The sequence below is a fragment of the Sphingomonas lacunae genome (genome assembly GCF_012979535.1).
Classification (GTDB): Bacteria; Pseudomonadota; Alphaproteobacteria; order Sphingomonadales; family Sphingomonadaceae; genus Sphingopyxis; species Sphingopyxis lacunae.
Window position 1 is genome coordinate 965,846 of the sequence record NZ_CP053015.1, and the last position, 20,809, is coordinate 986,654.

General features: G+C 62.7%; 32 protein-coding genes and 2 tRNA genes. 11 read left to right on the forward strand and 23 right to left on the reverse strand.

The features are described 5' to 3' along the window. The first annotated feature begins 617 nt into the window (after window positions 1–617). On the forward strand, window positions 618–2,699 hold the full coding sequence (locus tag GV829_RS04435) for a TonB-dependent receptor (protein WP_169944215.1): 2,082 nt from the start codon (window positions 618–620) through the stop codon (window positions 2,697–2,699). A gap of 249 nt (window positions 2,700–2,948) precedes the next feature. Here the strand turns inward: GV829_RS04435 and GV829_RS04440 are convergent. Next, a tRNA-Cys gene (locus GV829_RS04440) sits at window positions 2,949–3,022 on the reverse strand. Between the two features lie 228 nt (window positions 3,023–3,250). Here GV829_RS04440 and GV829_RS04445 point away from each other — a divergent pair. The 4 genes from GV829_RS04445 to GV829_RS04460 all read left to right on the forward strand — a co-directional run bounded on the left by GV829_RS04445 (window position 3,251) and on the right by GV829_RS04460 (window position 6,494). After that, the gene (locus GV829_RS04445) at window positions 3,251–3,931 is read left to right on the forward strand and encodes a protein-L-isoaspartate O-methyltransferase family protein (RefSeq protein WP_169944219.1); all 681 of its coding nucleotides are present in this window, start codon (window positions 3,251–3,253) and stop codon (window positions 3,929–3,931) included. 10 nt (window positions 3,932–3,941) lie between these two features. Next, on the forward strand, window positions 3,942–5,387 hold the full coding sequence (locus tag GV829_RS04450; protein ID WP_169944222.1) for a TolC family outer membrane protein: 1,446 nt from the start codon (window positions 3,942–3,944) through the stop codon (window positions 5,385–5,387). Window positions 5,388–5,525: 138 nt separating this feature from the next. After that, a complete protein-coding gene (locus GV829_RS14350; RefSeq protein WP_169944225.1) occupies window positions 5,526–6,038 on the forward strand; it encodes a DUF2497 domain-containing protein in 513 nt (170 codons plus the stop codon). A 60-nt stretch (window positions 6,039–6,098) separates the two neighbouring features. After that, complete coding sequence (locus GV829_RS04460; protein ID WP_169944228.1) at window positions 6,099–6,494, forward strand: DUF1489 family protein; 396 nt, start codon at window positions 6,099–6,101, stop codon at window positions 6,492–6,494. Between the two features lie 17 nt (window positions 6,495–6,511). On the opposite strand, the gene GV829_RS04465 is transcribed toward GV829_RS04460, so the two are convergent. Further along, entirely contained in the window at window positions 6,512–6,955 is a 444-nt protein-coding gene (locus tag GV829_RS04465) for a PaaI family thioesterase (protein ID WP_169944232.1), read from the reverse strand. 149 nt (window positions 6,956–7,104) lie between these two features. On the opposite strand from GV829_RS04465, the gene GV829_RS04470 reads away from it, so the two are divergent. Beyond that, window positions 7,105–7,178 (forward strand) — tRNA-Gly (locus GV829_RS04470). Window positions 7,179–7,205: 27 nt separating this feature from the next. On the opposite strand, the gene GV829_RS04475 is transcribed toward GV829_RS04470, so the two are convergent. The 20 genes from GV829_RS04475 to GV829_RS04560 form a co-directional block, all read right to left on the reverse strand. Beyond that, window positions 7,206–8,462 carry a site-specific integrase gene (locus GV829_RS04475; RefSeq protein ID WP_169944236.1) on the reverse strand — a complete coding sequence of 419 codons (1,257 nt, stop codon included), beginning with the start codon at window positions 8,460–8,462 and terminating at the stop codon, window positions 7,206–7,208. Further along, window positions 8,459–8,743, reverse strand: coding sequence for a hypothetical protein (locus GV829_RS04480; RefSeq protein ID WP_169944239.1), 285 nt, complete (start codon window positions 8,741–8,743; stop codon window positions 8,459–8,461). The genes GV829_RS04475 and GV829_RS04480 overlap by 4 nt, the downstream gene beginning before the upstream one ends. Next, window positions 8,740–8,997, reverse strand: a complete 258-nt coding sequence (locus GV829_RS04485; RefSeq protein WP_169944242.1) for a hypothetical protein — start codon at window positions 8,995–8,997, stop codon at window positions 8,740–8,742. The genes GV829_RS04480 and GV829_RS04485 overlap by 4 nt, the downstream gene beginning before the upstream one ends. An 83-nt stretch (window positions 8,998–9,080) precedes the next feature. Continuing rightward, entirely contained in the window at window positions 9,081–9,398 is a 318-nt protein-coding gene (locus GV829_RS04490; RefSeq protein ID WP_169944245.1) for a hypothetical protein, read from the reverse strand. Between the two features lie 141 nt (window positions 9,399–9,539). Next, a complete protein-coding gene (locus tag GV829_RS04495; protein WP_169944247.1) occupies window positions 9,540–10,298 on the reverse strand; it encodes a hypothetical protein in 759 nt (252 codons plus the stop codon). Further along, window positions 10,291–10,587 (reverse strand): hypothetical protein, encoded by a 297-nt coding sequence (locus tag GV829_RS04500; protein WP_169944250.1) that lies wholly within the window; start codon window positions 10,585–10,587, stop codon window positions 10,291–10,293. Before GV829_RS04500 ends, GV829_RS04495 begins: the two co-directional genes overlap by 8 nt. Before the next feature lie 7 nt (window positions 10,588–10,594). After that, a complete protein-coding gene (locus tag GV829_RS04505) occupies window positions 10,595–11,089 on the reverse strand; it encodes a hypothetical protein (RefSeq protein ID WP_169944252.1) in 495 nt (164 codons plus the stop codon). A gap of 77 nt (window positions 11,090–11,166) precedes the next feature. After that, window positions 11,167–11,397 (reverse strand): hypothetical protein, encoded by a 231-nt coding sequence (locus GV829_RS04510; RefSeq protein ID WP_169944254.1) that lies wholly within the window; start codon window positions 11,395–11,397, stop codon window positions 11,167–11,169. 82 nt (window positions 11,398–11,479) lie between these two features. Then, window positions 11,480–11,938, reverse strand: a complete 459-nt coding sequence (locus GV829_RS04515) for a hypothetical protein (RefSeq protein WP_169944256.1) — start codon at window positions 11,936–11,938, stop codon at window positions 11,480–11,482. Then, window positions 11,928–12,305: a hypothetical protein gene (locus GV829_RS04520; RefSeq protein WP_169944258.1), complete on the reverse strand. Its 378-nt coding sequence runs from the start codon at window positions 12,303–12,305 to the stop codon at window positions 11,928–11,930. The genes GV829_RS04515 and GV829_RS04520 overlap by 11 nt, the downstream gene beginning before the upstream one ends. Further along, window positions 12,302–12,970, reverse strand: a complete 669-nt coding sequence (locus GV829_RS04525) for a hypothetical protein (protein WP_169944259.1) — start codon at window positions 12,968–12,970, stop codon at window positions 12,302–12,304. Before GV829_RS04525 ends, GV829_RS04520 begins: the two co-directional genes overlap by 4 nt. Beyond that, window positions 12,967–13,200: a hypothetical protein gene (locus tag GV829_RS04530; RefSeq protein WP_169944261.1), complete on the reverse strand. Its 234-nt coding sequence runs from the start codon at window positions 13,198–13,200 to the stop codon at window positions 12,967–12,969. The genes GV829_RS04525 and GV829_RS04530 overlap by 4 nt, the downstream gene beginning before the upstream one ends. Next, window positions 13,197–13,409: a hypothetical protein gene (locus GV829_RS04535; RefSeq protein ID WP_169944263.1), complete on the reverse strand. Its 213-nt coding sequence runs from the start codon at window positions 13,407–13,409 to the stop codon at window positions 13,197–13,199. The genes GV829_RS04530 and GV829_RS04535 overlap by 4 nt, the downstream gene beginning before the upstream one ends. Further along, entirely contained in the window at window positions 13,406–13,555 is a 150-nt protein-coding gene (locus GV829_RS04540; protein ID WP_169944265.1) for a hypothetical protein, read from the reverse strand. Before GV829_RS04540 ends, GV829_RS04535 begins: the two co-directional genes overlap by 4 nt. Then, complete coding sequence (locus tag GV829_RS04545) at window positions 13,552–13,827, reverse strand: hypothetical protein (protein WP_169944267.1); 276 nt, start codon at window positions 13,825–13,827, stop codon at window positions 13,552–13,554. The genes GV829_RS04540 and GV829_RS04545 overlap by 4 nt, the downstream gene beginning before the upstream one ends. Beyond that, on the reverse strand, window positions 13,824–14,429 hold the full coding sequence (locus tag GV829_RS04550) for a hypothetical protein (RefSeq protein WP_169944269.1): 606 nt from the start codon (window positions 14,427–14,429) through the stop codon (window positions 13,824–13,826). The genes GV829_RS04545 and GV829_RS04550 overlap by 4 nt, the downstream gene beginning before the upstream one ends. A 133-nt stretch (window positions 14,430–14,562) precedes the next feature. After that, complete coding sequence (locus GV829_RS14355; protein WP_281356177.1) at window positions 14,563–14,691, reverse strand: hypothetical protein; 129 nt, start codon at window positions 14,689–14,691, stop codon at window positions 14,563–14,565. After that, complete coding sequence (locus GV829_RS14360; RefSeq protein ID WP_281356178.1) at window positions 14,688–14,819, reverse strand: hypothetical protein; 132 nt, start codon at window positions 14,817–14,819, stop codon at window positions 14,688–14,690. The genes GV829_RS14355 and GV829_RS14360 overlap by 4 nt, the downstream gene beginning before the upstream one ends. Beyond that, window positions 14,816–15,193: a hypothetical protein gene (locus GV829_RS04555; protein ID WP_169944271.1), complete on the reverse strand. Its 378-nt coding sequence runs from the start codon at window positions 15,191–15,193 to the stop codon at window positions 14,816–14,818. Before GV829_RS04555 ends, GV829_RS14360 begins: the two co-directional genes overlap by 4 nt. A 254-nt stretch (window positions 15,194–15,447) precedes the next feature. Then, a complete protein-coding gene (locus GV829_RS04560) occupies window positions 15,448–15,822 on the reverse strand; it encodes a helix-turn-helix domain-containing protein (protein WP_169944273.1) in 375 nt (124 codons plus the stop codon). Between the two features lie 65 nt (window positions 15,823–15,887). Between GV829_RS04560 and GV829_RS04565 the strand changes: the two genes are divergently transcribed. The 5 genes from GV829_RS04565 to GV829_RS04585 all read left to right on the forward strand — a co-directional run bounded on the left by GV829_RS04565 (window position 15,888) and on the right by GV829_RS04585 (window position 19,733). Beyond that, window positions 15,888–16,103: a hypothetical protein gene (locus GV829_RS04565; RefSeq protein ID WP_169944274.1), complete on the forward strand. Its 216-nt coding sequence runs from the start codon at window positions 15,888–15,890 to the stop codon at window positions 16,101–16,103. A gap of 3 nt (window positions 16,104–16,106) precedes the next feature. Continuing rightward, window positions 16,107–16,403: a helix-turn-helix domain-containing protein gene (locus GV829_RS04570; RefSeq protein WP_169944276.1), complete on the forward strand. Its 297-nt coding sequence runs from the start codon at window positions 16,107–16,109 to the stop codon at window positions 16,401–16,403. Then, window positions 16,400–17,503: a DUF7146 domain-containing protein gene (locus GV829_RS04575; protein ID WP_169944278.1), complete on the forward strand. Its 1,104-nt coding sequence runs from the start codon at window positions 16,400–16,402 to the stop codon at window positions 17,501–17,503. Before GV829_RS04570 ends, GV829_RS04575 begins: the two co-directional genes overlap by 4 nt. Continuing rightward, window positions 17,500–19,362: a hypothetical protein gene (locus tag GV829_RS04580; RefSeq protein ID WP_169944280.1), complete on the forward strand. Its 1,863-nt coding sequence runs from the start codon at window positions 17,500–17,502 to the stop codon at window positions 19,360–19,362. Before GV829_RS04575 ends, GV829_RS04580 begins: the two co-directional genes overlap by 4 nt. 230 nt (window positions 19,363–19,592) lie before the next feature. Continuing rightward, window positions 19,593–19,733 carry a hypothetical protein gene (locus tag GV829_RS04585; RefSeq protein WP_169944282.1) on the forward strand — a complete coding sequence of 47 codons (141 nt, stop codon included), beginning with the start codon at window positions 19,593–19,595 and terminating at the stop codon, window positions 19,731–19,733. A gap of 68 nt (window positions 19,734–19,801) precedes the next feature. On the opposite strand, the gene GV829_RS04590 is transcribed toward GV829_RS04585, so the two are convergent. After that, window positions 19,802–20,137: a hypothetical protein gene (locus GV829_RS04590; protein ID WP_169944284.1), complete on the reverse strand. Its 336-nt coding sequence runs from the start codon at window positions 20,135–20,137 to the stop codon at window positions 19,802–19,804. Window positions 20,138–20,809 lie beyond the last annotated feature (672 nt).

Consider the following 20,809-nt stretch of genomic DNA (forward strand, 5'->3'; position numbering starts at 1 on the left):
GCAGATGGTTGGCGTTTGATGCTGGTCAATGAACTCTGGTCGCGTCTGGTTCACCGGGCAAGCATGGTCATGGCAGAGCCCACATGAAAGTTCCCGGCCACTCGCGAATGCCAAGCATGCGCCGTCAGCTGACCAAGAACCGCGGCTTGGCCTTGGCCTTTCTCGCGTTCGCCCTGCTCATCCGGGCAATGGTTCCCGCAGGCATGATGCCAGTGGCGACGTCGCTTGGCTTGTCCGTACAGATCTGCTCGGGCCAATCACAAGCACTGACACATATTGTTGTGCCCCTGAACCGAGAGGAACAGCACAAGCGGCCTTTATCGGCCCTTGGTGATGGCGGGCCATGTCCATTCGCCGGGCTGAATGCCCATGCCTTTCCGTCAAAGGCCCCGGTTTTTAGGCAGCCCGGACTTCCCATCGCTGCTTTGGGCCTAGTGGCGGACCAATCAACCCTCGCTCTCGACACATTTCGATACCGACTGCCGCCATCACAGGGGCCACCTCTCAGACTTTGACAGTCCGCGGGGCGCACTTGCCCCGCTCCACCCAGAGTCCCTGAATGTCTCAGCGCTGACCAGTCGGGCCAGTTGCTGACGGCACACTGTTCGAGATCCACCATGAGAATTTCACTTTTCGCCGTCGCGGCAGCACTTGGCGCGCCTCTCCCCGTCTATGCGGGGGACCTTGACACCACATCTCCGGAAATGATCGTTGTTACCGCTCCTCGTCTCACGGCAGTCGACGACCGGAAACAAGCAGATGAGGAATTGGTGTCAGGGCCAGACGCCGCTGCCTTCCTTGCCCGGCAACCGGGCATGGATCTGGTCAGCAACGGGCAATTGTCCGGCCAAGTGCAAATGCGCGGCCTGTTCGGCGAGCGCATCTTGCTCAGGATCAATGGCCAAAGATTCGCGACCGGAGGGCCCAATGCGATGGACCCGGCGATGCATTATGCCCCAATGCCATTGCTTGACCGATTCGAGATTGCCCGAGGCATCTCCCCGGTTCGCGATGGCCCCGGATTGGGAGGCGGCATCAATGCCGTCCTCAAACAAATCGGATTTGGCGACGCCGGACCACTTGCTCCCCATGTCGATCTTGCCAGCCAGTATCGCACGGTCGACCAAGGCACCGCGCTGGGCGGTCTTGTCGGGCTATCCAACGACTGGTTGCGCATCGGGGCGACAGCCTCCCGCGAGCAGGGTGATGATGGCCGCTTTCCCGGCGGTCGAATTGCTGCAACCTCATACAACCGGGCGGTATACGGAATTCACGCCGGCGTCCGCGTCGGATCCGGCGAAGTGTCGATCGAATATCGGCGGCAGAATACCGGTCGGTCTGGCAACCCGCCTTTTGCCATGGATATCGTCTATTTCCACACCGACTTCGTGCAGATGGGCTTTACCGGCACCCTTGCGCCGACCATCGAACTGCGCGCCCGTGCCAGCTATACCGCTGTCGATCACCGGATGAACAATTACAGCCTTCGCCCGGCACCAGCCACTGCTGCTCACCGGCAGTCAGATACATATGCCGACACCATGACGGCAGATGCCGCGCTCAGGTTCGGCACGGCCACACGCCATGTGCAAATCGGCATCGATGCAGAGATCATCGACAAGGGCTATATGCTCTACGATCCCCTGCAGCCCGCCTTCTTCATTCATCCGCTCGATGGCGCAACGACCCAGCGGATCGGTGCCTTCGTCGAGTGGCGTACCGCGCTCGGGCCAATAGAAGCAGAAGCAGGCATCAGGCTCGACAATCATCGCGCGAGCACTGGCGATCCACGCTTTGGACCCGGCGTGCCAGTCGGGCCAGTCAATCTCGCGCGCAGCTTTAGTCAGTTGGATCGCCGCTGGTCTGCCAGTAGCGCTGACATCGCTTTGCGATTGTGGTCCGAACAAGACGACTGGACGCCACGTCTGACTTTGGCCCGCAAGACACGCGTCCCCAGTCTCATCGAACGATTCTCCTGGTTGCCGACAGAAGCGAGCGGCGGGCTGGCGGATGGAAACATCTATGTCGGAGACGTCAATCTGAAGCCCGAAACGGCATGGGTCGCCGAAATCGGGACAGACTGGGCGACGAATGGTTTTTATGCGCGTCCGGTCGTCTTTTATCGGCGCATCGACAATTTCATTCAAGGCGTTCCGTATGACTCCACGCCCGGCCTCATCAACACCCCGGTTGAAATGGTAGCGAGCGCAAGCGGTGACAGCACTCCCCTGCGCTTCGCCAATACCGACGCGACCCTCTATGGATTTGATATCGCATTCGGCGCGCACATTGTCGGCCCTTTGCGATTCGATGGAATGTTCAGCCACGTGCGGGGCAAGAGACGGGACATCAAAGACAACCTGTATCGAATGGCACCTGATAACGGCCGCATTTCAGTAAGTTGGGTTGACGACAGTTGGTCGGTTTCTGGCGAAGCCGAATGGGTCTCGACCCAAAGGAAAACTTCCGCAACAAACGGGGAGGCCGCGACTGCAAGCCACCTGCTGGTCCATGCTCATGCCCGTTGGTCACCGACGCCCAATCTTCGACTCGATGTCGGAATCGAGAACATCTTCAACCGGGCCTATGTCGATCACCTGGCAGGTTACAACAGGATAGCTGGCTCGGACGTCGGGATTGGTGAACGCTTGCCCGGCCTAGGTCGGTCCGCCTTCCTCAAGGTGAGCTGGGCAGTCTAGGCATGCTCGCCTGCGCGACATTCGTCCATGACCAAGTGTTGCGTGCATCCAGCGCTTGAAGCCCTGGCCCACAGCCGAAATGACAAGATCATCCCGGCTGTGGGCAGCAGGAGCAGGAAAAAGTCAGGTATTCCTAACCGCTTCGCGGAGACAAGGAGGCCGCATGCACACTATCCGAGCCCGCATGCGGGCCGCTTCCACGCCCTTTCTGGCGTTAGCGAATCGATTTTGGGAATTCGCGCAACTGGTTGGAGGCCCGAGCCGGAATCGAACCGGCGTGCAAGGATTTGCAGTCCTCTGCGTCACCACTCCGCCATCGGGCCTCACCAGTGGTTTGAGATTGGCGCGACTAGCGCAGAGAGCAGGCCATTGCAACCGTCTGTGCGCCGGTTGGGCCGCTATCTGCCGGCTCTGCCGGTAATCACATCCGACCTTTGCATGGAAGCACATGAGTGGGTATGGGCAGATCGATCAGACCCTCGTGGTGTATTATGGTTGCAACACGGAAGCGCCGCTTCTATGTTCGTGCCGAAAGCAGGAAAGTCCGTTCAATGACCGCCGCTTCCGTTCAGGCCGTTTCCACCGACAGCACCGCTTTGCGGCGTGCGATGGTCGACAGCCAGCTGCGCACCAATGAAGTGAATTCGCCGGCCCTGATTGCGGCGATCGTCGCCACCCCGCGCGAAGCCCATGCCCCAGAGACGTCGCGGGCCGGCGCCTATAGCGATCGCGCCCTGCCATTGGGTGGTGGCCGCAGCCTCAATCCTGCCTTGACGACCGCCCGTTTGATCGCCGAACTCGGCAATGTTACGGGTCGTTCGGTCCTGTTGATCGGAGCGGCAACCGGCTATGCCGCTGCCATTCTCGCAAGGCTCGGTGCCCGGGTTACCGCGGTAGAGGAATCAAAAGCCTTGATGGACATGGCGCGGACCGCTCTCGCCGGCATGGCAGGCGTCACCCTCGTCGAAGGGCAACTGTCTGCTGGCGCGCCTGACCTTGCGCCTTTTGATGCGTTGATCATCGACGGAGCGATCGAGCAATTGCCCGCCGCCCTTCTGGGCCAGCTGGCCGAGGGTGCGCCCATCGTCACCGGCATGAATGACGGGGGTGTTACACGGCTTGGGCGGGCGATTTATGCCTCTGCATCACCATCGATTCGCCCGCTGTCCTTCATTGATCTCGAATGTGTTCGGTTACCTGGCTTTGCCCCGCCCGAACGCTTTTCCTTCTGATCGGAACTCCATGCGCATTTCTCCCCGCTCCCTGTTTTTCGCCGGGACAGCCCTGTTGGTATCAGTATCGCCTGTCCGGGCTGAAACGCTGCGCGATGCGCTGATCCGCGCGTATGAGAGCAATCCGACGTTGACTGCCGCCCGATCTGGGCAGCGGGCCAACGACGAGAATGTTCCTATTGCCAGAGCGGAAAGCCTGCCGAGCCTAACGGCGACCGGCAATTATAGCGAAACCTTTGACAACAGTGCCGCCACACTATTCACGCCTGACCGTACGCTGGCCTCGCAGGCCAATCTTTCAGTACCCCTTTATGCCGGTGGCGTGATCCGCAACACGATCAGGGCAGCCGAGACCAGGGTCGAGTCAGGCCAGGCGCTGCTTCGGGGCACCGAAGCCAGCGTGTTCAGTCAGGTGGTGGGCGCCTATATGGATGTCCTGCGTGACGAGGCGGTTGTCGCCCTCAACCGTAACAATGTCGAAGTTCTCGGCGTGAATTTGCAAGCCACACGCGACCGGTTTGACATTGGTGACCTGACGCGGACCGACGTGGCGCAGTCGGAAGCAAGGCTAGCCCTTGCCCAAAGCCAGTTGCAGGCCGCCGAGGCACGACTGATTGCCAGCCGCGAAGCCTATGTCAGACTGGTAGGTAATCCGCCCGGAGAACTAGCGGCGCCGCCACCTCTCCCCGGCTTGCCGTCCACTGTGGATGCGGCGGTCGAAGTCGCCCTGGCAGACAATCCGGATTTGGAAGCGGCGAGGATAGACGCAGAAGCCAGCGGTTATGATGTCCGCGCGGCCCGGGGAACCCGCTTGCCGCGGGTTACACTGACGGGGACGGGCGGATACACTGACTTTCCCGGTAGCACCAATCTGGCTGCCATTCATTCGGCCAGCGCCGGCCTCAATGTTTCTATCCCCCTGTTTCAGGGCGGCCGCCCGGCAGCGCGGGTCAGGCAGGCCCAGGCGCGGGAAAGCCAGTCTTTCGAGCGGTTGATCGGAACCGAACGGAATGTCATCGCCCAGACGCGGTCGGCCTTTGCAAGCTGGCAAGCGGCGAATGCCGTGGCCGAATCCAGTCTTGTCGCTGTCAGCGCCAGCCGATTGAGCCTCGAAGGTGTTCGGGCGGAAAATAGTGTCGGCACACGGACCATTCTCGATATTCTCAACGCGGAACAGGAGTTGCTGAACGCTCAAGTGCAGTTGGTAACGGCTCGACGCGATGCCTATGTCGCCGGCTTCACGCTTCTGGCCAGCATGGGCAGGGCTGAAGCCGAGGATTTGGGTCTGGATGGTGGCGCCCTTTATGATCCTGATGCCAATTACGAGCGTGTCAGATCCATCATCGGTGATTGGAGCGATGATCCCGCCCCTGAACCGGTCGCCACACGAACCAATGGTGTCGGGGCACAAACGGCAACTGTTGCTGAAACCGACACGCCGCAACTGGCACAGTAGGTTTCGCTCGCTTGCAAGCCGTGCAAGAATCGATTTCGTCGCCGTCAAGACTTGACCAGAGCGTGCCAAACAGGGACAAGGCCGCGACCAAACCACGCTTGGCTTGCGGTGGGGGCAGTCAACGGGGAAGTCAGTTCAATGGGTGATATGTCTCGTGAACCGTCGATGGAGGAAATACTCTCCTCGATCCGACGTGTCATTTCCCGGGATGAATCGGCGCGCGCCACGGGTGGGTTACGGCATGCACATGCCACACAATCTGATACTGACGACCTGACCGGCGACGGCGAAGAAGCTCAGGACGATGTCCTTGAACTGACCGAAATGAGTGGTGTTGACATGGCAAGGCGGCCTTCTGCCAGTACCAATGAAGACAAGGCAGGCGCGGCCGCTTTCGACAGCGCTGATCTGGTCTCTCCGACATCTGCGGCTGCCTCGCGGCAATCGATAGATGCCCTGGCCGCCGTTTTGGCAGGCGGTCGCGAAACAGTTGCTCCTGCGTCGGCCATGGCGAATGGGGATGTAACGGTGCAGGCAATGGTAGAGGCCGCCCTTCGTCCGATGCTGAAGCAGTGGCTTGATGCCAATCTTCCTTCCATTGTCGAACGAATCGTCGCCACGGAAATCGCCCGGATCACGGGAAGCCGCTGACGAACGGAATCTTGGCCTTTCGGCCTTGACCAGACAGGGTGTGGCGCCCAGTTGGCAGCCATGCCGCTTCATCTCACCAGAGTTGCCTTTGGCTGCAGCAGTTTGGCCGTGCTCGAGTCGCGGCTCCATGTTGCTGACCATGAAGCACGACTGACGACCCGTTACCGCCCAAAACAGGCGGACGAAGTGATTGGCGGATCACTGTACTGGATCATTGGGCACCAGCTGGTGGCTCGCAGCCCAATTCTGCGCTTTGATGATGCTGAGGCCGGCCGGACCCATATTGTGGTTGAACCACGCTGTATTGCTGTCGTTCCACGGCCCCGCCGGGCCCATCAGGGTTGGCGGTACCTTCATGAACAGGATGCGCCACCGGATTTGACTGCATCCCAACCGAATGACGCGGCCATGCCCGAGTCATTGCGGCAGGAATTGGCCATTCTGGGTCTGTTGTGAAGCCCGGATCATTCGGGTCAGGATGAGCCGGAGCCCGCCATCTGCGCGCGCGCAGCGCCTTCAACCTTGGCACGGTCGGCCAATGTGAGTGTCGAGCTGGCCTTGGCCAGAATCTTGCCGGCACCGTCAACCAGTCGGCCTTCGAAGAAGCAGTTTGAACGCCCCCGCTTTTCCACCCAGGCCTCGGCGAATACTGGTCCCGGCCGCGTAGGCGCAAAAAAGCTGACCTTTATCTCCAGGGTCATGGGCACAACATCTGGGCCAGACATGGCAATTGCCGCATGCGCCATGGCAGCATCCACCCAGCCAGTGACAAAACCGCCCTGCACCACCCCACCCGAGTGGCACATGTGCGTGCCGGCAAGATATTCGATCCGCGCACGGCCCGCAGGGTCCATTTCGATGACCCTTACCAGTCCCAGGGCTTGGGACAATTCATCAGCGGCAGGTCTGATCGACATTGGTGGCGGGCCCTTCCCTTGTTGCGAGGCCACAGGCGTTAGCGGGCTGGTGACGCCTTGGTCAATTGACCGTGGGGGGAAGAAGGTCCCGGCGTGGCTGATCGGTGGCTTGACATGGCGTCGGTGAGGCGCGAAGCGGGGAGCGACGGGCGGGTGTAGCTCAATGGTAGAGCAGAAGCTTCCCAAGCTTACGACGAGGGTTCGATTCCCTTCACCCGCTCCAAGGTTTTCCGCCATTTTGGCCGGTGTGTTAGTCGCCTGTTCCGACTTTATTCTTGTCGGAATTCCGACTCGGTGGCGTATTTTCCATGCGGGCGACGATGGCGCGGGCGGCCATTTTGGTGGTGCGGGGCATATAGACTTCGAGGATCTTCTTGATCGTTTCGAGCTTGTGCCCGGTGATCGCGGCGATCAGCGGATCCTCCAGCCCCAGCTCGCCCAGGCGGACGACGCAGGTGCGGCGCAGGTCGCGGAATTGCAGGGTGGCCAGCGTCTTTGCCAGATCTGTCTGGCCGGCCTGTTCGGTGGTGGCGATCGCGGCGGTGCGGACGGCGGCGAAATCCCGGATGAAATGGCGTTCGCTGTAGGGCAGGCCGGTGCGATCATTGATAATCAGGTTGGCGACGGCGACAGCGCCGGGGCGCTTGGCGCGTTCAGCATTGGCGGCAATCACCGCCTCGACGCGGCGGCGCATGTCGCCGGCGACGGGCACGCCGACCCAGCGGCTGGTCTTGCCCTGCCGAATCGAGAAGCCCATGACCTGCCCCGCGTTCGGCCCGTCATCATGCGACAGGGCGGCGGCCGTCGCGGGATCCAGCCCGAGAACCTCCCGCCACTGGTTGCTGGTGAGTTTCAGCAGGTCGGCCTCCCGCTGGCCGATGCATTCGGCCAGGTGCAGGGCGAAGGCGATGGCCGGTCGACCAAGGGCGATCGCAGCCGCGTCAAAGGCGGCGATGGCGTCGGCTTCCCATATCTGGTGCCGGGGCGGCGGTGCGGCCAGCCCGAATTCCACAAAGGGATTGTCGGCCATCAGCTCCTGTCGCTTGGCCCATGCGCACACCTCCCGCCCGACCTTCAGCGTTTTGAACGCGGGATCGGCCGACAGGTTTTTGACCAGCGCATCGCGCAGCACGCGGACGCGGGCGCGCGTGATGTAGATGGTCGGTTTATCCCCAGCCCATTGATCGAGCCGATCGAGCGCGACCTTGTTGACGCGCTGGGTGCTCTTGGCCTTGCGGGGCAGCTCCTCTGCCCGGTAGCGGGCGATGATGCTGCCAAAGGTGCGCGGCGCGGTGAAGCGGCTGACGGCACGCGGCCGCGCCCCGCCCATGCGCCATTGCTCTATCTCGGCATTGCGCGCCTCGGCCGCCTTGACCGCTGCCGCGAGATCCGTGCCCAGCGGCAGCGCCGTCCATTTGGCCCGCCGTTCGGCGGCGTTGGGTTCCCAGAAAAAGCGGATGCCGCTGGCGCAGGGTTTGGCCCGCAGGCCCTTGACCGAGAGTTTCATGATTCGGCCCTCGGAGTGAAGAGCGGGCACGCCCGGGCGTTGAGCGCTGCGGCATATGAGCTGGCCGGATCAAAGAGGGCAATGTTCATCGGCATACCCTCTGGATAGCGAAGCCAGAAACCACCAAAGGCGGGCAGGACCGGCGTTGCGGTGCATCGCCAGAAGTCCCCGCCCGCCCCGTTCAATTCCGGCGCGGCAACCCGGTTTGAGCAGTGAGGGCAGGTCCGGCCAGCCGGAGCATTTGCTGCTGACAGGCTGGTATCATATGAAAAATCGGTCATGCCTCTGTCCCCAGATGATCGGCGATGATGCGCACGAGGGCGCCGACGCGTTGGCGGTGGGCGATCAGTTCGGTGCGGACATCGGCCAGCAGTGATTCGCGGCAGCGGCGTTTGCCCGCAGCGAGGGCGTAGATGGTGCGTTCCCCGATATCGAGTTTCTCCGCCAGCGCGCGATAGCCGATCAGCTCCGCCGCCGCGCGGACGAGGGCGGCACGTTCGATTTCCTGTGGGGTCAAAACGGAATCAGCGGCCATGGGCCTGTTCCTCCTGGTCTGGTGAGGGGCGCGCCGGCCAATTGCCAGCGCGCCGGGGATGGTGCGCCCGACCGGGCGCGGTGTCAATCGCGGCGAGGGTGATAGTGGGTGGGTGTGCGCTCGATCGCCATGGGCTGTTCAAAGCCCTGTCGCGGATAGACCCATTGGCCATCGAGCCATGCGGCGCGGTAGAGCGTCGCCTGATCATCCATGACGATGTAGTTGCGGCCGTCCTGGGCGGCGGGCTCGATCGGCAGGAAGGTGAGGCCGTTGCGGGTGACGGTGCAGGCGCTGCAAATGTCCGGCCCGGTCCAGTGGCACGCCTCCCCATTGGTGACGCAGGCCCGCTGTTCGGTGCAGCCGCAGAAGCGGCAGGCGCGGATGGGGGTGGTGTCAGTCATTTGAGGGATTCCGCTTTTCGCGTGCAAGTCTGGCGCGCTCCTTGCCGGTGGTTGATCGGTAAGAGCTCGGTTTCCCGGTCGGCCCGCCGAAAAGGACGGTAACCGGGATATTGTCCCTGTTCGGGCGTGACGAATTGTCAGTCATGGGGTTGTCTCCGCGTTGGCGGCAGAGCCATGCTTCAACAGATTGCTTGCTGCCTCGCTGCGCTCCTGGATCAGAGTGACCAGTTCATCCCAACCGTTTCCGGAAAAACTGATGCCCCAGCATGCAGTGGCGTGTTCCGCGTCAAGGGAGCAGAAATCAAATGACGCCTCCTCAAATCGTCCGTCAGCTGTATCGAGCGGAGCAAATTCCTCGCGTGGTTCGGGCAGGTCGTCTCCCTCCGCGCTTGCAGTGACATAAGCTTGGAGCCGAATGCCGCCGAGACGGGATGCGGCCAGCAGCTCAAGCACAAGATCATGGATCGGCTGTTCAATGGCAGGGCCAAAGGTGCCCAAGATGGAAATGAGACAGACCGGCTCTTTGACGCCAATACCTTCGGCGCTTTCATAGGCGTAGGGCAGTGCGCTATGCAGGAAGTTGAAGACTTGCTGCCAAGTGTCATCGCCGACAGCATCGGCGCGACAATAGAAACCCATGATGTCTCCCGAATCCATGTTAAAGTAAATCGGGTTCCACCCTGTTATGGGTTTTTCACTCGCATTGCCTGCCCAGATCGGAAAATTTGCCTCTTCCAATACAGCGGCTTCGGCATTGTGTTCTGCCAGTGTGATGTTGGCAAAGTTGCCAAACATAGAGCGGGTATAGCGCCGGGTCCACAGGCGGAATTGTTCAGCAATAGCCTGCACTCTGGGACAGACATCTTGGGGTGCGGATGTCAGGATGGATGTGTCAGTCATGATCGACCTTTCCGGTGGATTTTTGGATGATGATGGTCAGCGCACCCTGGTCGGTTTCGACGGTGCCGCTGTGTTGGATGATGAAGGATCCGTTTTCTTCCGAGCTGCCGACAAATCTGGCTTTGCTGTGCAAGTCTTGGGCGATGGCTTCGAGCTTGTCCCAGAGGCGATGCTTGACCAGGACGACGGTGGCAGGGCGCTGATAGACGGCCATCCATGCGCCGCCGAAGATCGCACCGCAGGCGTACCAATTGAGCATCTGAAACAGGTCGTGGATCACGGCGGGCATGGCGAAATCAGACCGCGACGATTTCGGTGTGCGGCACATAGGGGAAGGTGACATAGACCCGGCTGTCTTGCGACGTGTACCGGCCTGTCGCATCCTCAAAGACCTTGCCCTCGATGTCATAGGCGCGGCCGTCGGGATCCTTGAAAACGCGGCTGCACCGCCTGTTCTGCCATCGGCCGCCCCCCAAATCGTTCCATTCATGATCGGCGCCGGTCAACGGCGAAAAGGGCTCAAAGCGCAACGCGGCATTGATGTAGTGAAGGGCGTAGCTGGCGCTACCGCCGCTGTGTCCTTCGGCGCTGAACATGGCCACCATATCCAGCACATGTTCGCCCATTTGCCGCTGCATCTCGCAGTCGCCGGGGAAAGACAGCGCCCATTCATCTCGTGCATGTAGTAGGCTGTTGCAGTCGCGTTGCGACCAGCGGATCAAGCGACGGCCAAGCCGAGCGGCGAGTTCGTTGATCCGCCACCCATATCGCCAATTTAATCTTGAGAGCATGGTTCACCTCAAATGTGGGTCGGAAAATTAAACAGGGGCGGCGGTGAACCCACTTCGACCGCCGCCCCTGCTGTGCGTCAGGCTGCTTTGGCGGCGGGGGATTCAGCGTCGCTGGCGCGGCCTGCCGGACAGGGTTGGCACGAGAGCAGGTAGCGGATGCCATCCATGGTGGTGGCGATGGGATCCGGCATGTCGGATTCGATGCTGCGGACATAGCGAAGCTTGATCTTTGAACCATCGGCGGTGCGGCCGTCGATCGTGATGCCTTCGCCCGAACGGCGGGCGGTCCAGTCGTGGATGCTATTCATGCTGCTTGCTCCTGTTGCGGTGGAAAATTGTGGTCCGGCCTTTCCCGCTCGCAGGCGAGCGCGGCATCGGTGAGGGGCATCATCAGTCGGCTTCCAGCATTTCGGCCGAGGCGCTGAACGTGATCGATGGGGGTTGGCGATCAGAGCAATGTGGGCGGATGTCGAGCACGCAAAAGGTGGGAAATTCAAGGGCGAACAGGCCGTCGGCGGTTGCCTCGTTAATGGTCAGGAACCATTCGCCCTTCTTGTTCGCCTTGGCAGTGAAGCGACCTGCGGTGGCGTCCACGGCGATCCTGATCTTGCCGGCATCGGTGCCTATGCCGAACAGGACCGAACAGAGCAGCTGTTGCCCATGCAGGGCCATGTCCTTGGCCAGTTTCTTGCCGATATCGATACGGATGTAGCGCACGAATTTCTGTGGCTCATTGCCCCGCACCTTCAAGCCCAGCCGCTGCGCGGTGACGCGGACGCCGTCGATCGGGACCGCCTTGGCTTTCGGGGTGACGGTTGGTCCGACATAATCCAGTGCTTCAAACGGCATTGCTTTTCTCCTGACGGGTGGCGCGCAGGGCGTCGAGGACGTCCATGGCGGCGATGGTGAGGGCGGCGGACTTGGCCAGCCGGGCGTAGATGACGTGAATGTCGCGATCAGTGAGCGCATCGATGCTGCCGATGGTCTGATCCAGTGCCATTTGCTGATGATCCCGCGCGGCGTCGGCCATGCGGCGGGCGGCGCGCAAGGTGGCGCCATGCGCCATGTCGATCAGCCGGTGCGCCCCGGCCTGCACATCCTGATCGAGCGTGTGGCCATGGGCCTGTTGCTGATCGAGCCGGACGCGAATGACCGATTCAAAGGCGCGGGTGAAGATGGCCAGCGGCTGGCCGGCAGGGTGGTGCTGGGCGGTCATGCGTCGATGTTCCGCTGCTCAACGTCAAAGCTGATCGCGGTGACCCATGGGTTGGCTTGCCATGCACCTCGCCCATGGATGCTGTTCCAGAGGGTGGCGTAGCTCTTGATCGGGTTTCGGACCCAAATGCGGCCTTGCTCGACGGAATAGTCCATCCAGTACCCGTCAGGGACGACGCCGCTGCCATTACTGGAGCTTTTCACCCCCTCGGCAATGGCGTCCGCTTCGCTGATGTCCTGCAACCGCTGCACCCGAACATCGGTGACGGTGAGGGTCAAGCGGCTGGCCCAGCGGGGCATGTAGATGGCGGGGCGAACTTTTCCGTGCTGGTCGCAGTTGTCGCGCTCGTCGGCTTCATGCCAGACACGCGTTGCATCAATTGCGCTTGGCTGTTCTGCATCCCATCGCCGGTGGGTGCGCCAAGTTTCCTTGACCCAAAGGCGGTCGCCGATGGCGTAGGGCAGCGGCAAATCGGACTGGCGATGATCGCACCAGCAGCCATCGGCGCGGCGAAAGTGCCAGTCATAACCAGGTGTGTCGCTTGGCCCGAATTCACTGAATTGCTTGTGACGGCGGAGCTTCAACATCCGCCGTGTCTGGGTCTTGCTGCCTTCAATCAGGGCGCGGACCATGGGGGCGGAGAAGAGGATGGGGCGGTCAGTCATGCGATGCCTGCCTTTTGCAGCCAGAGGTCGAAGGTGGCTTCGACACAGGTCTTGGCGCCTTCGATCGTCCGGACGCTGATCCATTCGATGGCCTGCCGGTTGAGGGTGAAGAGCCAGCGCGGCGAGTTCTTCTTTCCGCCGGTGGCCATGGCGCGCCCGATCTCGACCTCGCCCATGTAGAGCACCTCGATATCGCCTTCGGTGCGCCATTCGGTTGCGGGGCGGCTCATGCTGCACCTCCGGGCAAACCACCGTGATGCTGGTTGCAGCTGCACAGTGGCGTTGCGCCGGAGGGTGGGGCGCAGCCATCCATTTCGATCACATCGACCGGCGGGCACATTTTGCCGTCGCTGCATTGATGCCAGCCGGCGGCGAGCAGGCGGCGGATGCCTTCCTGTTCATCGACCTGTTGTGCGGTGAGAATGGCATGTGCGGTCATTTTTTCCTCCGTTGCAGCCAGGTGCGCCAGGCCAGCGCGACGTCGGCAAAGGTGGTGCCAGTGATGATGACGATGGAGGCGACGGCCGCGCCGATGAACAGCAGGCCGGAGAGCAGCGAGCCCAGGGCAATGGCGGCGGGGGTCATGCGCGGCCCGCCCCACGTTCCGCTGCGCCGGGGTTCGCCAGAATATCGTTCAGCAAATCCCTTTGCTCAGGTGGAATTACGCACAATGTTGAGCTTCCATCTTTGCGATGAACGCCAATGACCATGCACAATCCGTAAGTCGGAATTTCAGTTTCACTGACCACGAGACCTTGAAAGCCGACCGGCAATGTGGAAACTGCGCCTTCGGATTCAGCAACAATGCCCGTAACGGCGCGCATCATTGGCGCGACGAAGATATCTGTATCACTCATGCCGCAGTCCTCCCGGCAGAAAGGGGCGGGCGATCGGTATGGGGGACCGGATCGCCCGCCAGTGGGCCGTCGCCTCCGGGGGCCAGAGCAATGGGGTCGCGGTTGGCCCAAGCGACGGGTAAGGTGAGGCTGGTGAAGCTGTAGTGTTGGTGCAGGATGGTGCGGACGCGGGCGACATAGTCGGCCAGTCCGGCGCGTTCGAGCATGGCGAAGTCTGCCAGTGTGAAGGCGATGCCAAAGGCGCGTTCGATGCCGATATCAAAATTGACCAGATCGGTTTCGATGATGCCGGGGAAGCTGCCGAGCGGGCGGTACCAGTCTTCCTCTGTCACCAGAACCGGGCAGCGCAGGCCGAAGTTTTCGCGCAGCAGCTGGTGCAGGCGCGCGGTGATGAAGTCGGGCCTTTCCCGCTCGCAGGCGAGCGCGGTGTTTTCTGGCCTTTCCCGCTCGCAGGCGAGCGCGGTGTTTTCTGGCCTTTCCCGCTCGCAGGCGAGTGCGGTGTTTTCTGGCCTTTCCCGCTCGCAGGCGAGCGCGGTGTTTTCTGGCCTTTCCCGCTCGCAGGCGAGCGCGGCGGGATCTATGACGGTGGGACTGGCGGTCATGACAGGATCCATCGTTGAAAGGTGAGGCTGGCGGGGGTGGTGAATGGCAACCGCCCCCGCCAGAGGTTGGCCGCGAGAGGGGAGCGGCCAGCCATTTCCATCCCGCCCGAGAGACAAGACGGCGGATTCATGATCAGTGGGCCATGGCCCAGAGGCAGCCGGCAGCGCTCATGATACCCGACAGGGCCAGCGCGGCGACGATGCGCCAGCGTTCGGCCGCGCTGGCGTCGCGATCAGCGAGCGGGGCGAGGCGGCGGGTCATGGAATGATCCTCCAATCGCGGGAAAAGGTGCGCCGGGGGCGGGTGAGGTCGCGCCAGATGCTGCGGCCGCACAGGACAAGCAGGACGGCCCAGAGGGCGGCGCTGATCCAGGGCAGGGCGGCGGTCATGACCGGCCCCCCTTGATGGTGCGCAGGCCGATGGCGGCGGCGCGGGCATCCAGATCCTCCGCAGCGGCGCGTTCGGCGCGGGCGGTGGTGCCGCCGCCCTGTGGCAGCTGGACATCAAACCAGTAATCGACCGCAGCGGCGGGCCAGCGGCTTTTGACGCGGGGCATGGTGTCGACCGTGTCGCCATGTTGCAGCGGCAGCGGTGCCGGGAAGCCATGGCCATCGATCAGTTTGGCGACATAGGAGAGGAGCCAGCGGGTCGAGCGGTCCATCTGGCCCAGCCGGACCTGAATGTCCGACAGGGAATAAGTGAATTGCGGCAGCGCAAGGCCGGGAAGCGGCCTGAGCTGGGGAGTGGAATGTGCGTGTGCCATCAGGGCCTCCGTTGCTGTACGGCCCTTTTGTTCGCAAATCGCTTACAAGGTCAAGAGAAAAAATTCTCGTTTCGCTTACTTATGCAAACACAAGCAGAACAGATTTGCGACGAGTTGCACGAAAAAGCGGGAGTTTTGGCCAAAAAGCCGTGCGCAGAGCGCGAACGGCTGGTGCTGCCGGCGATGATGCCTGGCAAAATCGGGTCGTCGCGAAAGAGCAACGTTTCGTCTGGCTGGGGTGCGCCTGGCGCGGGTCAGCCGGTGCGGCGGGTCGGTTCAAAATGACCAAAACCGCTCAACGCCTCAGTCACGCGCAAGACATTGTCGCGCTGTTCGGGCGGGGCATTGCGGTAATTCGCCAATAGACGCCGTTCATCGGCGGTGAGTTGCAACGGATTGTCTGCCGACGACAGTAAATCGGCGGGCGTTACACCGAGAGCATCGGCAATCCGCCGCATCCATTCGGTATCGAGGCGTGGTTTTCCTCTTTCAAGGCCGCTGATCTGAACTTTTGAACAGCCGACAGCTTCGGCCAGCCGGTCCTGCGACCAGCCCCGGCCAAGCCGGATTTCACGAATGCGATTGGGATATTCCGCCATAATGGCGAATAATAGGACATCGGCGCTCATGCCGCTAATCATGGACTGCTAACGCCCCCTTGTCAAAATGTAAGCATTTCACTTACAAGGGGGGCATGCAGAACAGAGCCGGACAGTTGATGCGGGCATGGCGCGGCGAGCGATCGCTGGCCGAGGTGGCGCATCTGGTACCATCATCGCGCGTCGCCTGGCTGGACTGGGAACGCGGTGCGCGGATCCCCAACCGACGGATGATGCCCCGGGTGTGCGCCGTGGTGCCGGGGCTGGAGCCCGGCCATTTCCACGAACCGGCGTGGCAAGAGGCGGCCTGAGCGGTGCCGGCGCGCACGGACGAGCTGATCGGCCATGGGCTGGTGCCGAGCGAGGCGCGGGTGATGGACCTGTGGGACAAGGGCCTGTCCAACCGCGATATCGCGCGGCAGCTGGGCATGGCGCTGTCGACCGTGCGGCAGATCACCAAAATCTATCACACGCCAGAGGATGGGCAGGCGGCGCGCGACGCGGCGATGGCCAATATCCGGTTCATTGACCGGATGCGCGCCATTTACCCCTGGCGGTTCGGCACGGCGACACTGGACGATGATGGCGCCGGCGAGGGGTTGGTTGCGTGAGCATCCCCATGGCCGTGTCCGAAATCGAGGCGATGCTGAAAGACCGGGTCGAGCAGCTGGCGCGCGAGCTGTTGCCGGGCGGGCGCAAGGACGGCAAGGAATGGTGCGTCGGATCCATCCATGGCGAAAAGGGCCAGAGCCTGCGCGTGTCGTTGCGCGGATCCAAGCAGGGATGGTGGCGCGACTTTGCCGCCGGTGAGGGTGGCGACTGCCTGAAACTGATCGCCGCCGTGCTGTTTCGCGGTGACCTGGGCAAGGCGGTGCAATGGGCCAAGAGCTGGCTGGGCATCGACCATGTCGATGCGCCGTCGATCGAGCGGTTCCGCATCGAGGCGGCGGCGTTCCGCGAGGCCAAGGCGGCCGAGGCCGAAAAGGAACGGCGCAACCGGGCGGCGTCGGCGCGATCGCGCTGGCAGCAGGCGGTGCCGATCCCCGGCACGCTGGCCGAAACCTATTTGCTGAACCGGGCGATCGACCTGCGGCGGCTGGGCCGCGCGCCGGGGTCGCTGCGGTTTCACCCCCGGCTGATGTACGGATATCAGGGGCCGGAAGCGCCGGCGATGGTCGCGTGCTGCACGCTGTTGTCGGGCGAGCATGTCGCGACGCACCGCACCTGGTTGAAGCGCGATGGCAGCGGCAAGGCCGGGGCCGACGAGATTGGCTGTGATGCCGAGGGCAGGCCGAATGACCCGAAAAAGGTGATGGGCCTGTATGCCGGGGCGCATATCCCGCTGTGGAAGGGGACGCACCGCGCGCCATTGCGCGACGTGCCCAAGGGCACCGACATTTATGCCAGCGAGGGCATAGAGGATGGCCTGACCGCCGCCTGTGCCGACCCGTCGCAGCGGGTCATCTGTTTCATATCGCTGTCGAACCTGGGCGAGCTGGAGCTGCCGCCGCAGATGGGGCGGTTGATCATCCTGGCGCAAAATGACCCGAAGGGCAGCCCGGCAGACAAGCAGCTGAACCGGGCGATCGCGGCGCACCGCGCCAAGGGGCGGACGGTGCTGATCGCGCCGCCGCCACCGGGATTCAAGGACCTTAACGATCTGGTGCGGGGCATCCGCAGTGATGAAGCCCGGGGAGGGAAAGCCGCATGAGTGATTTGTCTTTGGTCGCGGCCGCGCTGGACCGGGCGCATGAACCCGGCATCGATGTTCCCCCCGCCGAAAGCGGCGGCGATGGCGACGGCGACCGGGGTGCGCGCAAGGGCAAGTGGCTGCCCGAGGGATGCCCGGTGACGGCGCTGGGTACCGAAGGCGGCATGTTCTATTTCCTGACGACGCTGGGCGAGCTGCGCGGCCTGACGGCCGACAAGGTGGCCAACAAGCATATCCTGGGCATGTTCGCCCCCGATTGTGATTATCTGTTTGACCAATGGCCGCGCAAGAAAATGGTCAAGCGCAAGGACGAGCATGGCGACGAGGTCGAGGAATGGATCGTCACCGGCTGGCGCACCGATGATGTGTCGATGCTGTTGATGGATGCGGCGGCAACCCGGGGCGTGTGGAACGCCCAGGAGCGGGTGCGCGGCCGTGGTGCCTGGACGGCCGATGACGGCAGCCTGATCCTGCATCTGGGCACCCATGTCCTGATGCATGGCCGGTGGCTGAAACCGGGGATGTATGAGGGAAAGGTCTATCCCGCCGCGCCGGCGCTGCCCAAGCCGCACCCCGACCCGGTTTCCATCGACGAGCTGGGCCCTGGGCATCAGATGCTGAATTATTTTCGGACATGGAATTGGGCGCGGCCATCGCTGGACCCGATATTGTTGCTGGGCTGGATTGTCGCAGCGCGCATGGGCGCGGCCATCGAGTGGCGGCCGATGGCGTGGATCACCGGGGACAAGGCGACCGGCAAATCGACCCTGCAAAAGCTGGTCAAATGGACGTTTGACGGCGCGCTGTTGCAGACAACCGACGCGACCGAGGCGGGCATTCGCCAGATATTGGGGCAGCAGAGCCTGCCGGTCGCAGTGGACGAGGCCGAGGCGAGCGAGGACAACCGCAAATTGCAGGCGCTGCTCAACCTGGCGCGACAGGCGGCGAGCGGCGGCATTGTGGCGCGTGGCGGGCAGGACCACCAAGGTCACCAGTTCCAGGCGACGAGCGCGTTCCTGTTCAGTTCCATCTATACCCCGCCGATGTTGCCGCAGGACCGCAGCCGCATGGCCTTGCTCGAGCTGGGCGAATTGCAGGCGGGGCAGCGCAGCAAAACCGAGTTCACCATGCCGGTGTTCCGTGAGCTGGGCGCGCAAATATCCCGCGTGATTGCCGACCGGTGGCACGAGTGGCCCAAGATATTGGAAGCCTATCGCGACGCATTGATCGATGAAGGCGGGCAGGGCGGCCGCGCGGCCGACCAGTTCGGCACATTGTTGGCTGCGGCGCACCTGGTCATCGAGGACGGGCTGCCCCATGCCGAATCGCTGCGCAGCTGGGGCGCGATGCTGAACGTGTCGGTGATGGCCGAGACGGCAGGCGCGGAAGATGACAAGATGTCGTGCCTGCAACATCTTATGACCTATCCGGTCATGCTGGAACGTGGCGGCACGCAGCGGCTGGTTTCCGAATGGCTGTTGCAGGCGACGAGCGGCCTGAAACCCGGCGAGTTGCCCGGTGACGAAGTGGTGCGGCAGCGGGCGGCGGCCGAGGCGCTGGCCCGGATCGGCGTGCGGGTCGCCAGCAATCTGAAAGGCATGACGCCGGGCCGGCACTATCTGGCGGTCGCCAGCCGGCATCAGGGGCTTGCCCGGATCTATGAGGGCACGCACTGGCAAGGCCGATCGGGTGCCGAGGGCGTCTGGGCGCAGGCATTGAAGCGCATATCCGGCGCCATGGCCAATTACACCATCAAGATGGCCGGCACGACGATGAAAGCCACGCTGGTGCCGCTGGAAGTGGCGATCGAGCAAGACGCCGACGAATGGGCGCGGGCCGACCGGGAGCTGGTGGAGTGAGCCAGCCAGTTTGCAGATGCGGCTGGAAGGGGCCGAGGCAGCGCGGCCGTTGCTGCCCGGAGTGCAAGGCAACGCCGCTGGAAATGCAGGCGTGGGTAAACCGCCAAGACAAAGCAAATCTGTCGGCGCGAGCCAAAGCTGAACGTGTTGGCCTGTTTCATGATTGCGGCCATGAGGTCGGCCATTGGGTGGAGCGATCGCCCCTATGCCCGGATTGCGAGCGGCAAAGCTTGCGGCCTGAGCGCATTCCCGCCGTGTTGACCATCACCATCCGCGACAGCGGCAAGGTGCACCGCTTTGCCATCCCCAATGGCATGGTGCCGGCGAGATTGCGCAGCCCTGGCCGTCGGCGACGGGCAGGCCGGGCATGACGGCGGCCACACAAGCAAAGGGCCCCGGCATTGCTGCCGAGGCCCCGAACCCGTGGCGGGTGACGCGATCAGAGCAATGTGGGCTCAAACAGGGGCAGGCCGATGACGTCGCTGCTGTGCCGGCCCGCGTCGCCCATCGGGCGCAGCGGTGCGGCGGCGCGCAGGGCGATCAGCTGCGATTCCTTGGCCGTCGGTCGCATGGCTGCCATGCTCTTTTCCGCTTCGCGCTTGGCATGCGCCAGTTCGCCCCTGATGCGATATTCATGGGCGCCGGTGCCGCGTTCAAGCCAGCTCCAAAAGCCGCCCGTGCTCCAAGACAGAGCGCCGATGACTTCGCCGGCGCTGTTGTAGGCGACGTGATGCGTTGCCGTGTGCCGTTGCCAATGATGAGCGAGATCAACCATGATTGCGCGTCCTTTCTGACGATCGCCCCGGCCCGTTGCCAGCGGCTAGTTTGTGCAGATAGTCTGCACAAACTGACTTGTCAAGCGGGTGGTGCACCAGCGGGGTGGCGGACGCGCCATGCGGCGTCGGCGCTTTCGGTTTGGACGAGACGCCATGCGGCGTCTCGCGGCCAGCGGCAGGCGATAGCCTGGCGCGGTACGGCCGCGTCCTTCTGCTCTCTCCTTCGCCCTGGCGCCGATCGATCAGCGGCCGCGCCCCGGCCCCTGCCGCCTCGATCCTTTCCCCCTCTTTATTTTTTTGACTTGCACCCCCGCCCCTTTGCGGCAAATAAGGGGTGCAGCGGCGTTGATCGCCCGACAAACGGGCCGGGGGGTAACCCGGTAACCGCATCGGTAACCGGACAGGTAACCGACAACCATCTGAAATTGCAGGACAATTGCGCCGGTTACCACGGTTACCGCCTTCGCGCGCGTGTAATACACATGCGCACACGCGCACGCGCACGCACGTATAGGGATACAAACATACAGGTAACCTCGGTAACTTGTATAAATATCCATCTAAATCAGGGCTTTAGCAGTTACCGAAAGCGGTTACCGGGCGGTTACCGCCTGTGGCGACCGGTAACCGGGCGCACCTTTCGATCAGCCAAAACGGCTGAAATCCGCCAT

Coding starts and splice junctions, on each gene's coding strand:
- GV829_RS04435 (WP_169944215.1), top strand. CDS start 618: ATGAGAATTTCACTTTTCGCCGTCGCGGCAGCACTTGGCGCGCCTCTC.
- GV829_RS04445 (WP_169944219.1), top strand. CDS start 3,251: ATGACCGCCGCTTCCGTTCAGGCCGTTTCCACCGACAGCACCGCTTTG.
- GV829_RS04450 (WP_169944222.1), top strand. CDS start 3,942: ATGCGCATTTCTCCCCGCTCCCTGTTTTTCGCCGGGACAGCCCTGTTG.
- GV829_RS14350 (WP_169944225.1), top strand. CDS start 5,526: ATGGGTGATATGTCTCGTGAACCGTCGATGGAGGAAATACTCTCCTCG.
- GV829_RS04460 (WP_169944228.1), top strand. CDS start 6,099: ATGCCGCTTCATCTCACCAGAGTTGCCTTTGGCTGCAGCAGTTTGGCC.
- GV829_RS04465 (WP_169944232.1), bottom strand. CDS start 6,955: ATGTCGATCAGACCTGCCGCTGATGAATTGTCCCAAGCCCTGGGACTG.
- GV829_RS04475 (WP_169944236.1), bottom strand. CDS start 8,462: ATGAAACTCTCGGTCAAGGGCCTGCGGGCCAAACCCTGCGCCAGCGGC.
- GV829_RS04480 (WP_169944239.1), bottom strand. CDS start 8,743: ATGACCGATTTTTCATATGATACCAGCCTGTCAGCAGCAAATGCTCCG.
- GV829_RS04485 (WP_169944242.1), bottom strand. CDS start 8,997: ATGGCCGCTGATTCCGTTTTGACCCCACAGGAAATCGAACGTGCCGCC.
- GV829_RS04490 (WP_169944245.1), bottom strand. CDS start 9,398: ATGACTGACACCACCCCCATCCGCGCCTGCCGCTTCTGCGGCTGCACC.
- GV829_RS04495 (WP_169944247.1), bottom strand. CDS start 10,298: ATGACTGACACATCCATCCTGACATCCGCACCCCAAGATGTCTGTCCC.
- GV829_RS04500 (WP_169944250.1), bottom strand. CDS start 10,587: ATGCCCGCCGTGATCCACGACCTGTTTCAGATGCTCAATTGGTACGCC.
- GV829_RS04505 (WP_169944252.1), bottom strand. CDS start 11,089: ATGCTCTCAAGATTAAATTGGCGATATGGGTGGCGGATCAACGAACTC.
- GV829_RS04510 (WP_169944254.1), bottom strand. CDS start 11,397: ATGAATAGCATCCACGACTGGACCGCCCGCCGTTCGGGCGAAGGCATC.
- GV829_RS04515 (WP_169944256.1), bottom strand. CDS start 11,938: ATGCCGTTTGAAGCACTGGATTATGTCGGACCAACCGTCACCCCGAAA.
- GV829_RS04520 (WP_169944258.1), bottom strand. CDS start 12,305: ATGACCGCCCAGCACCACCCTGCCGGCCAGCCGCTGGCCATCTTCACC.
- GV829_RS04525 (WP_169944259.1), bottom strand. CDS start 12,970: ATGACTGACCGCCCCATCCTCTTCTCCGCCCCCATGGTCCGCGCCCTG.
- GV829_RS04530 (WP_169944261.1), bottom strand. CDS start 13,200: ATGAGCCGCCCCGCAACCGAATGGCGCACCGAAGGCGATATCGAGGTG.
- GV829_RS04535 (WP_169944263.1), bottom strand. CDS start 13,409: ATGACCGCACATGCCATTCTCACCGCACAACAGGTCGATGAACAGGAA.
- GV829_RS04540 (WP_169944265.1), bottom strand. CDS start 13,555: ATGACCCCCGCCGCCATTGCCCTGGGCTCGCTGCTCTCCGGCCTGCTG.
- GV829_RS04545 (WP_169944267.1), bottom strand. CDS start 13,827: ATGAGTGATACAGATATCTTCGTCGCGCCAATGATGCGCGCCGTTACG.
- GV829_RS04550 (WP_169944269.1), bottom strand. CDS start 14,429: ATGACCGCCAGTCCCACCGTCATAGATCCCGCCGCGCTCGCCTGCGAG.
- GV829_RS14355 (WP_281356177.1), bottom strand. CDS start 14,691: ATGACCCGCCGCCTCGCCCCGCTCGCTGATCGCGACGCCAGCGCGGCC.
- GV829_RS14360 (WP_281356178.1), bottom strand. CDS start 14,819: ATGACCGCCGCCCTGCCCTGGATCAGCGCCGCCCTCTGGGCCGTCCTG.
- GV829_RS04555 (WP_169944271.1), bottom strand. CDS start 15,193: ATGGCACACGCACATTCCACTCCCCAGCTCAGGCCGCTTCCCGGCCTT.
- GV829_RS04560 (WP_169944273.1), bottom strand. CDS start 15,822: ATGAGCGCCGATGTCCTATTATTCGCCATTATGGCGGAATATCCCAAT.
- GV829_RS04565 (WP_169944274.1), top strand. CDS start 15,888: ATGCAGAACAGAGCCGGACAGTTGATGCGGGCATGGCGCGGCGAGCGA.
- GV829_RS04580 (WP_169944280.1), top strand. CDS start 17,500: ATGAGTGATTTGTCTTTGGTCGCGGCCGCGCTGGACCGGGCGCATGAA.
- GV829_RS04590 (WP_169944284.1), bottom strand. CDS start 20,137: ATGGTTGATCTCGCTCATCATTGGCAACGGCACACGGCAACGCATCAC.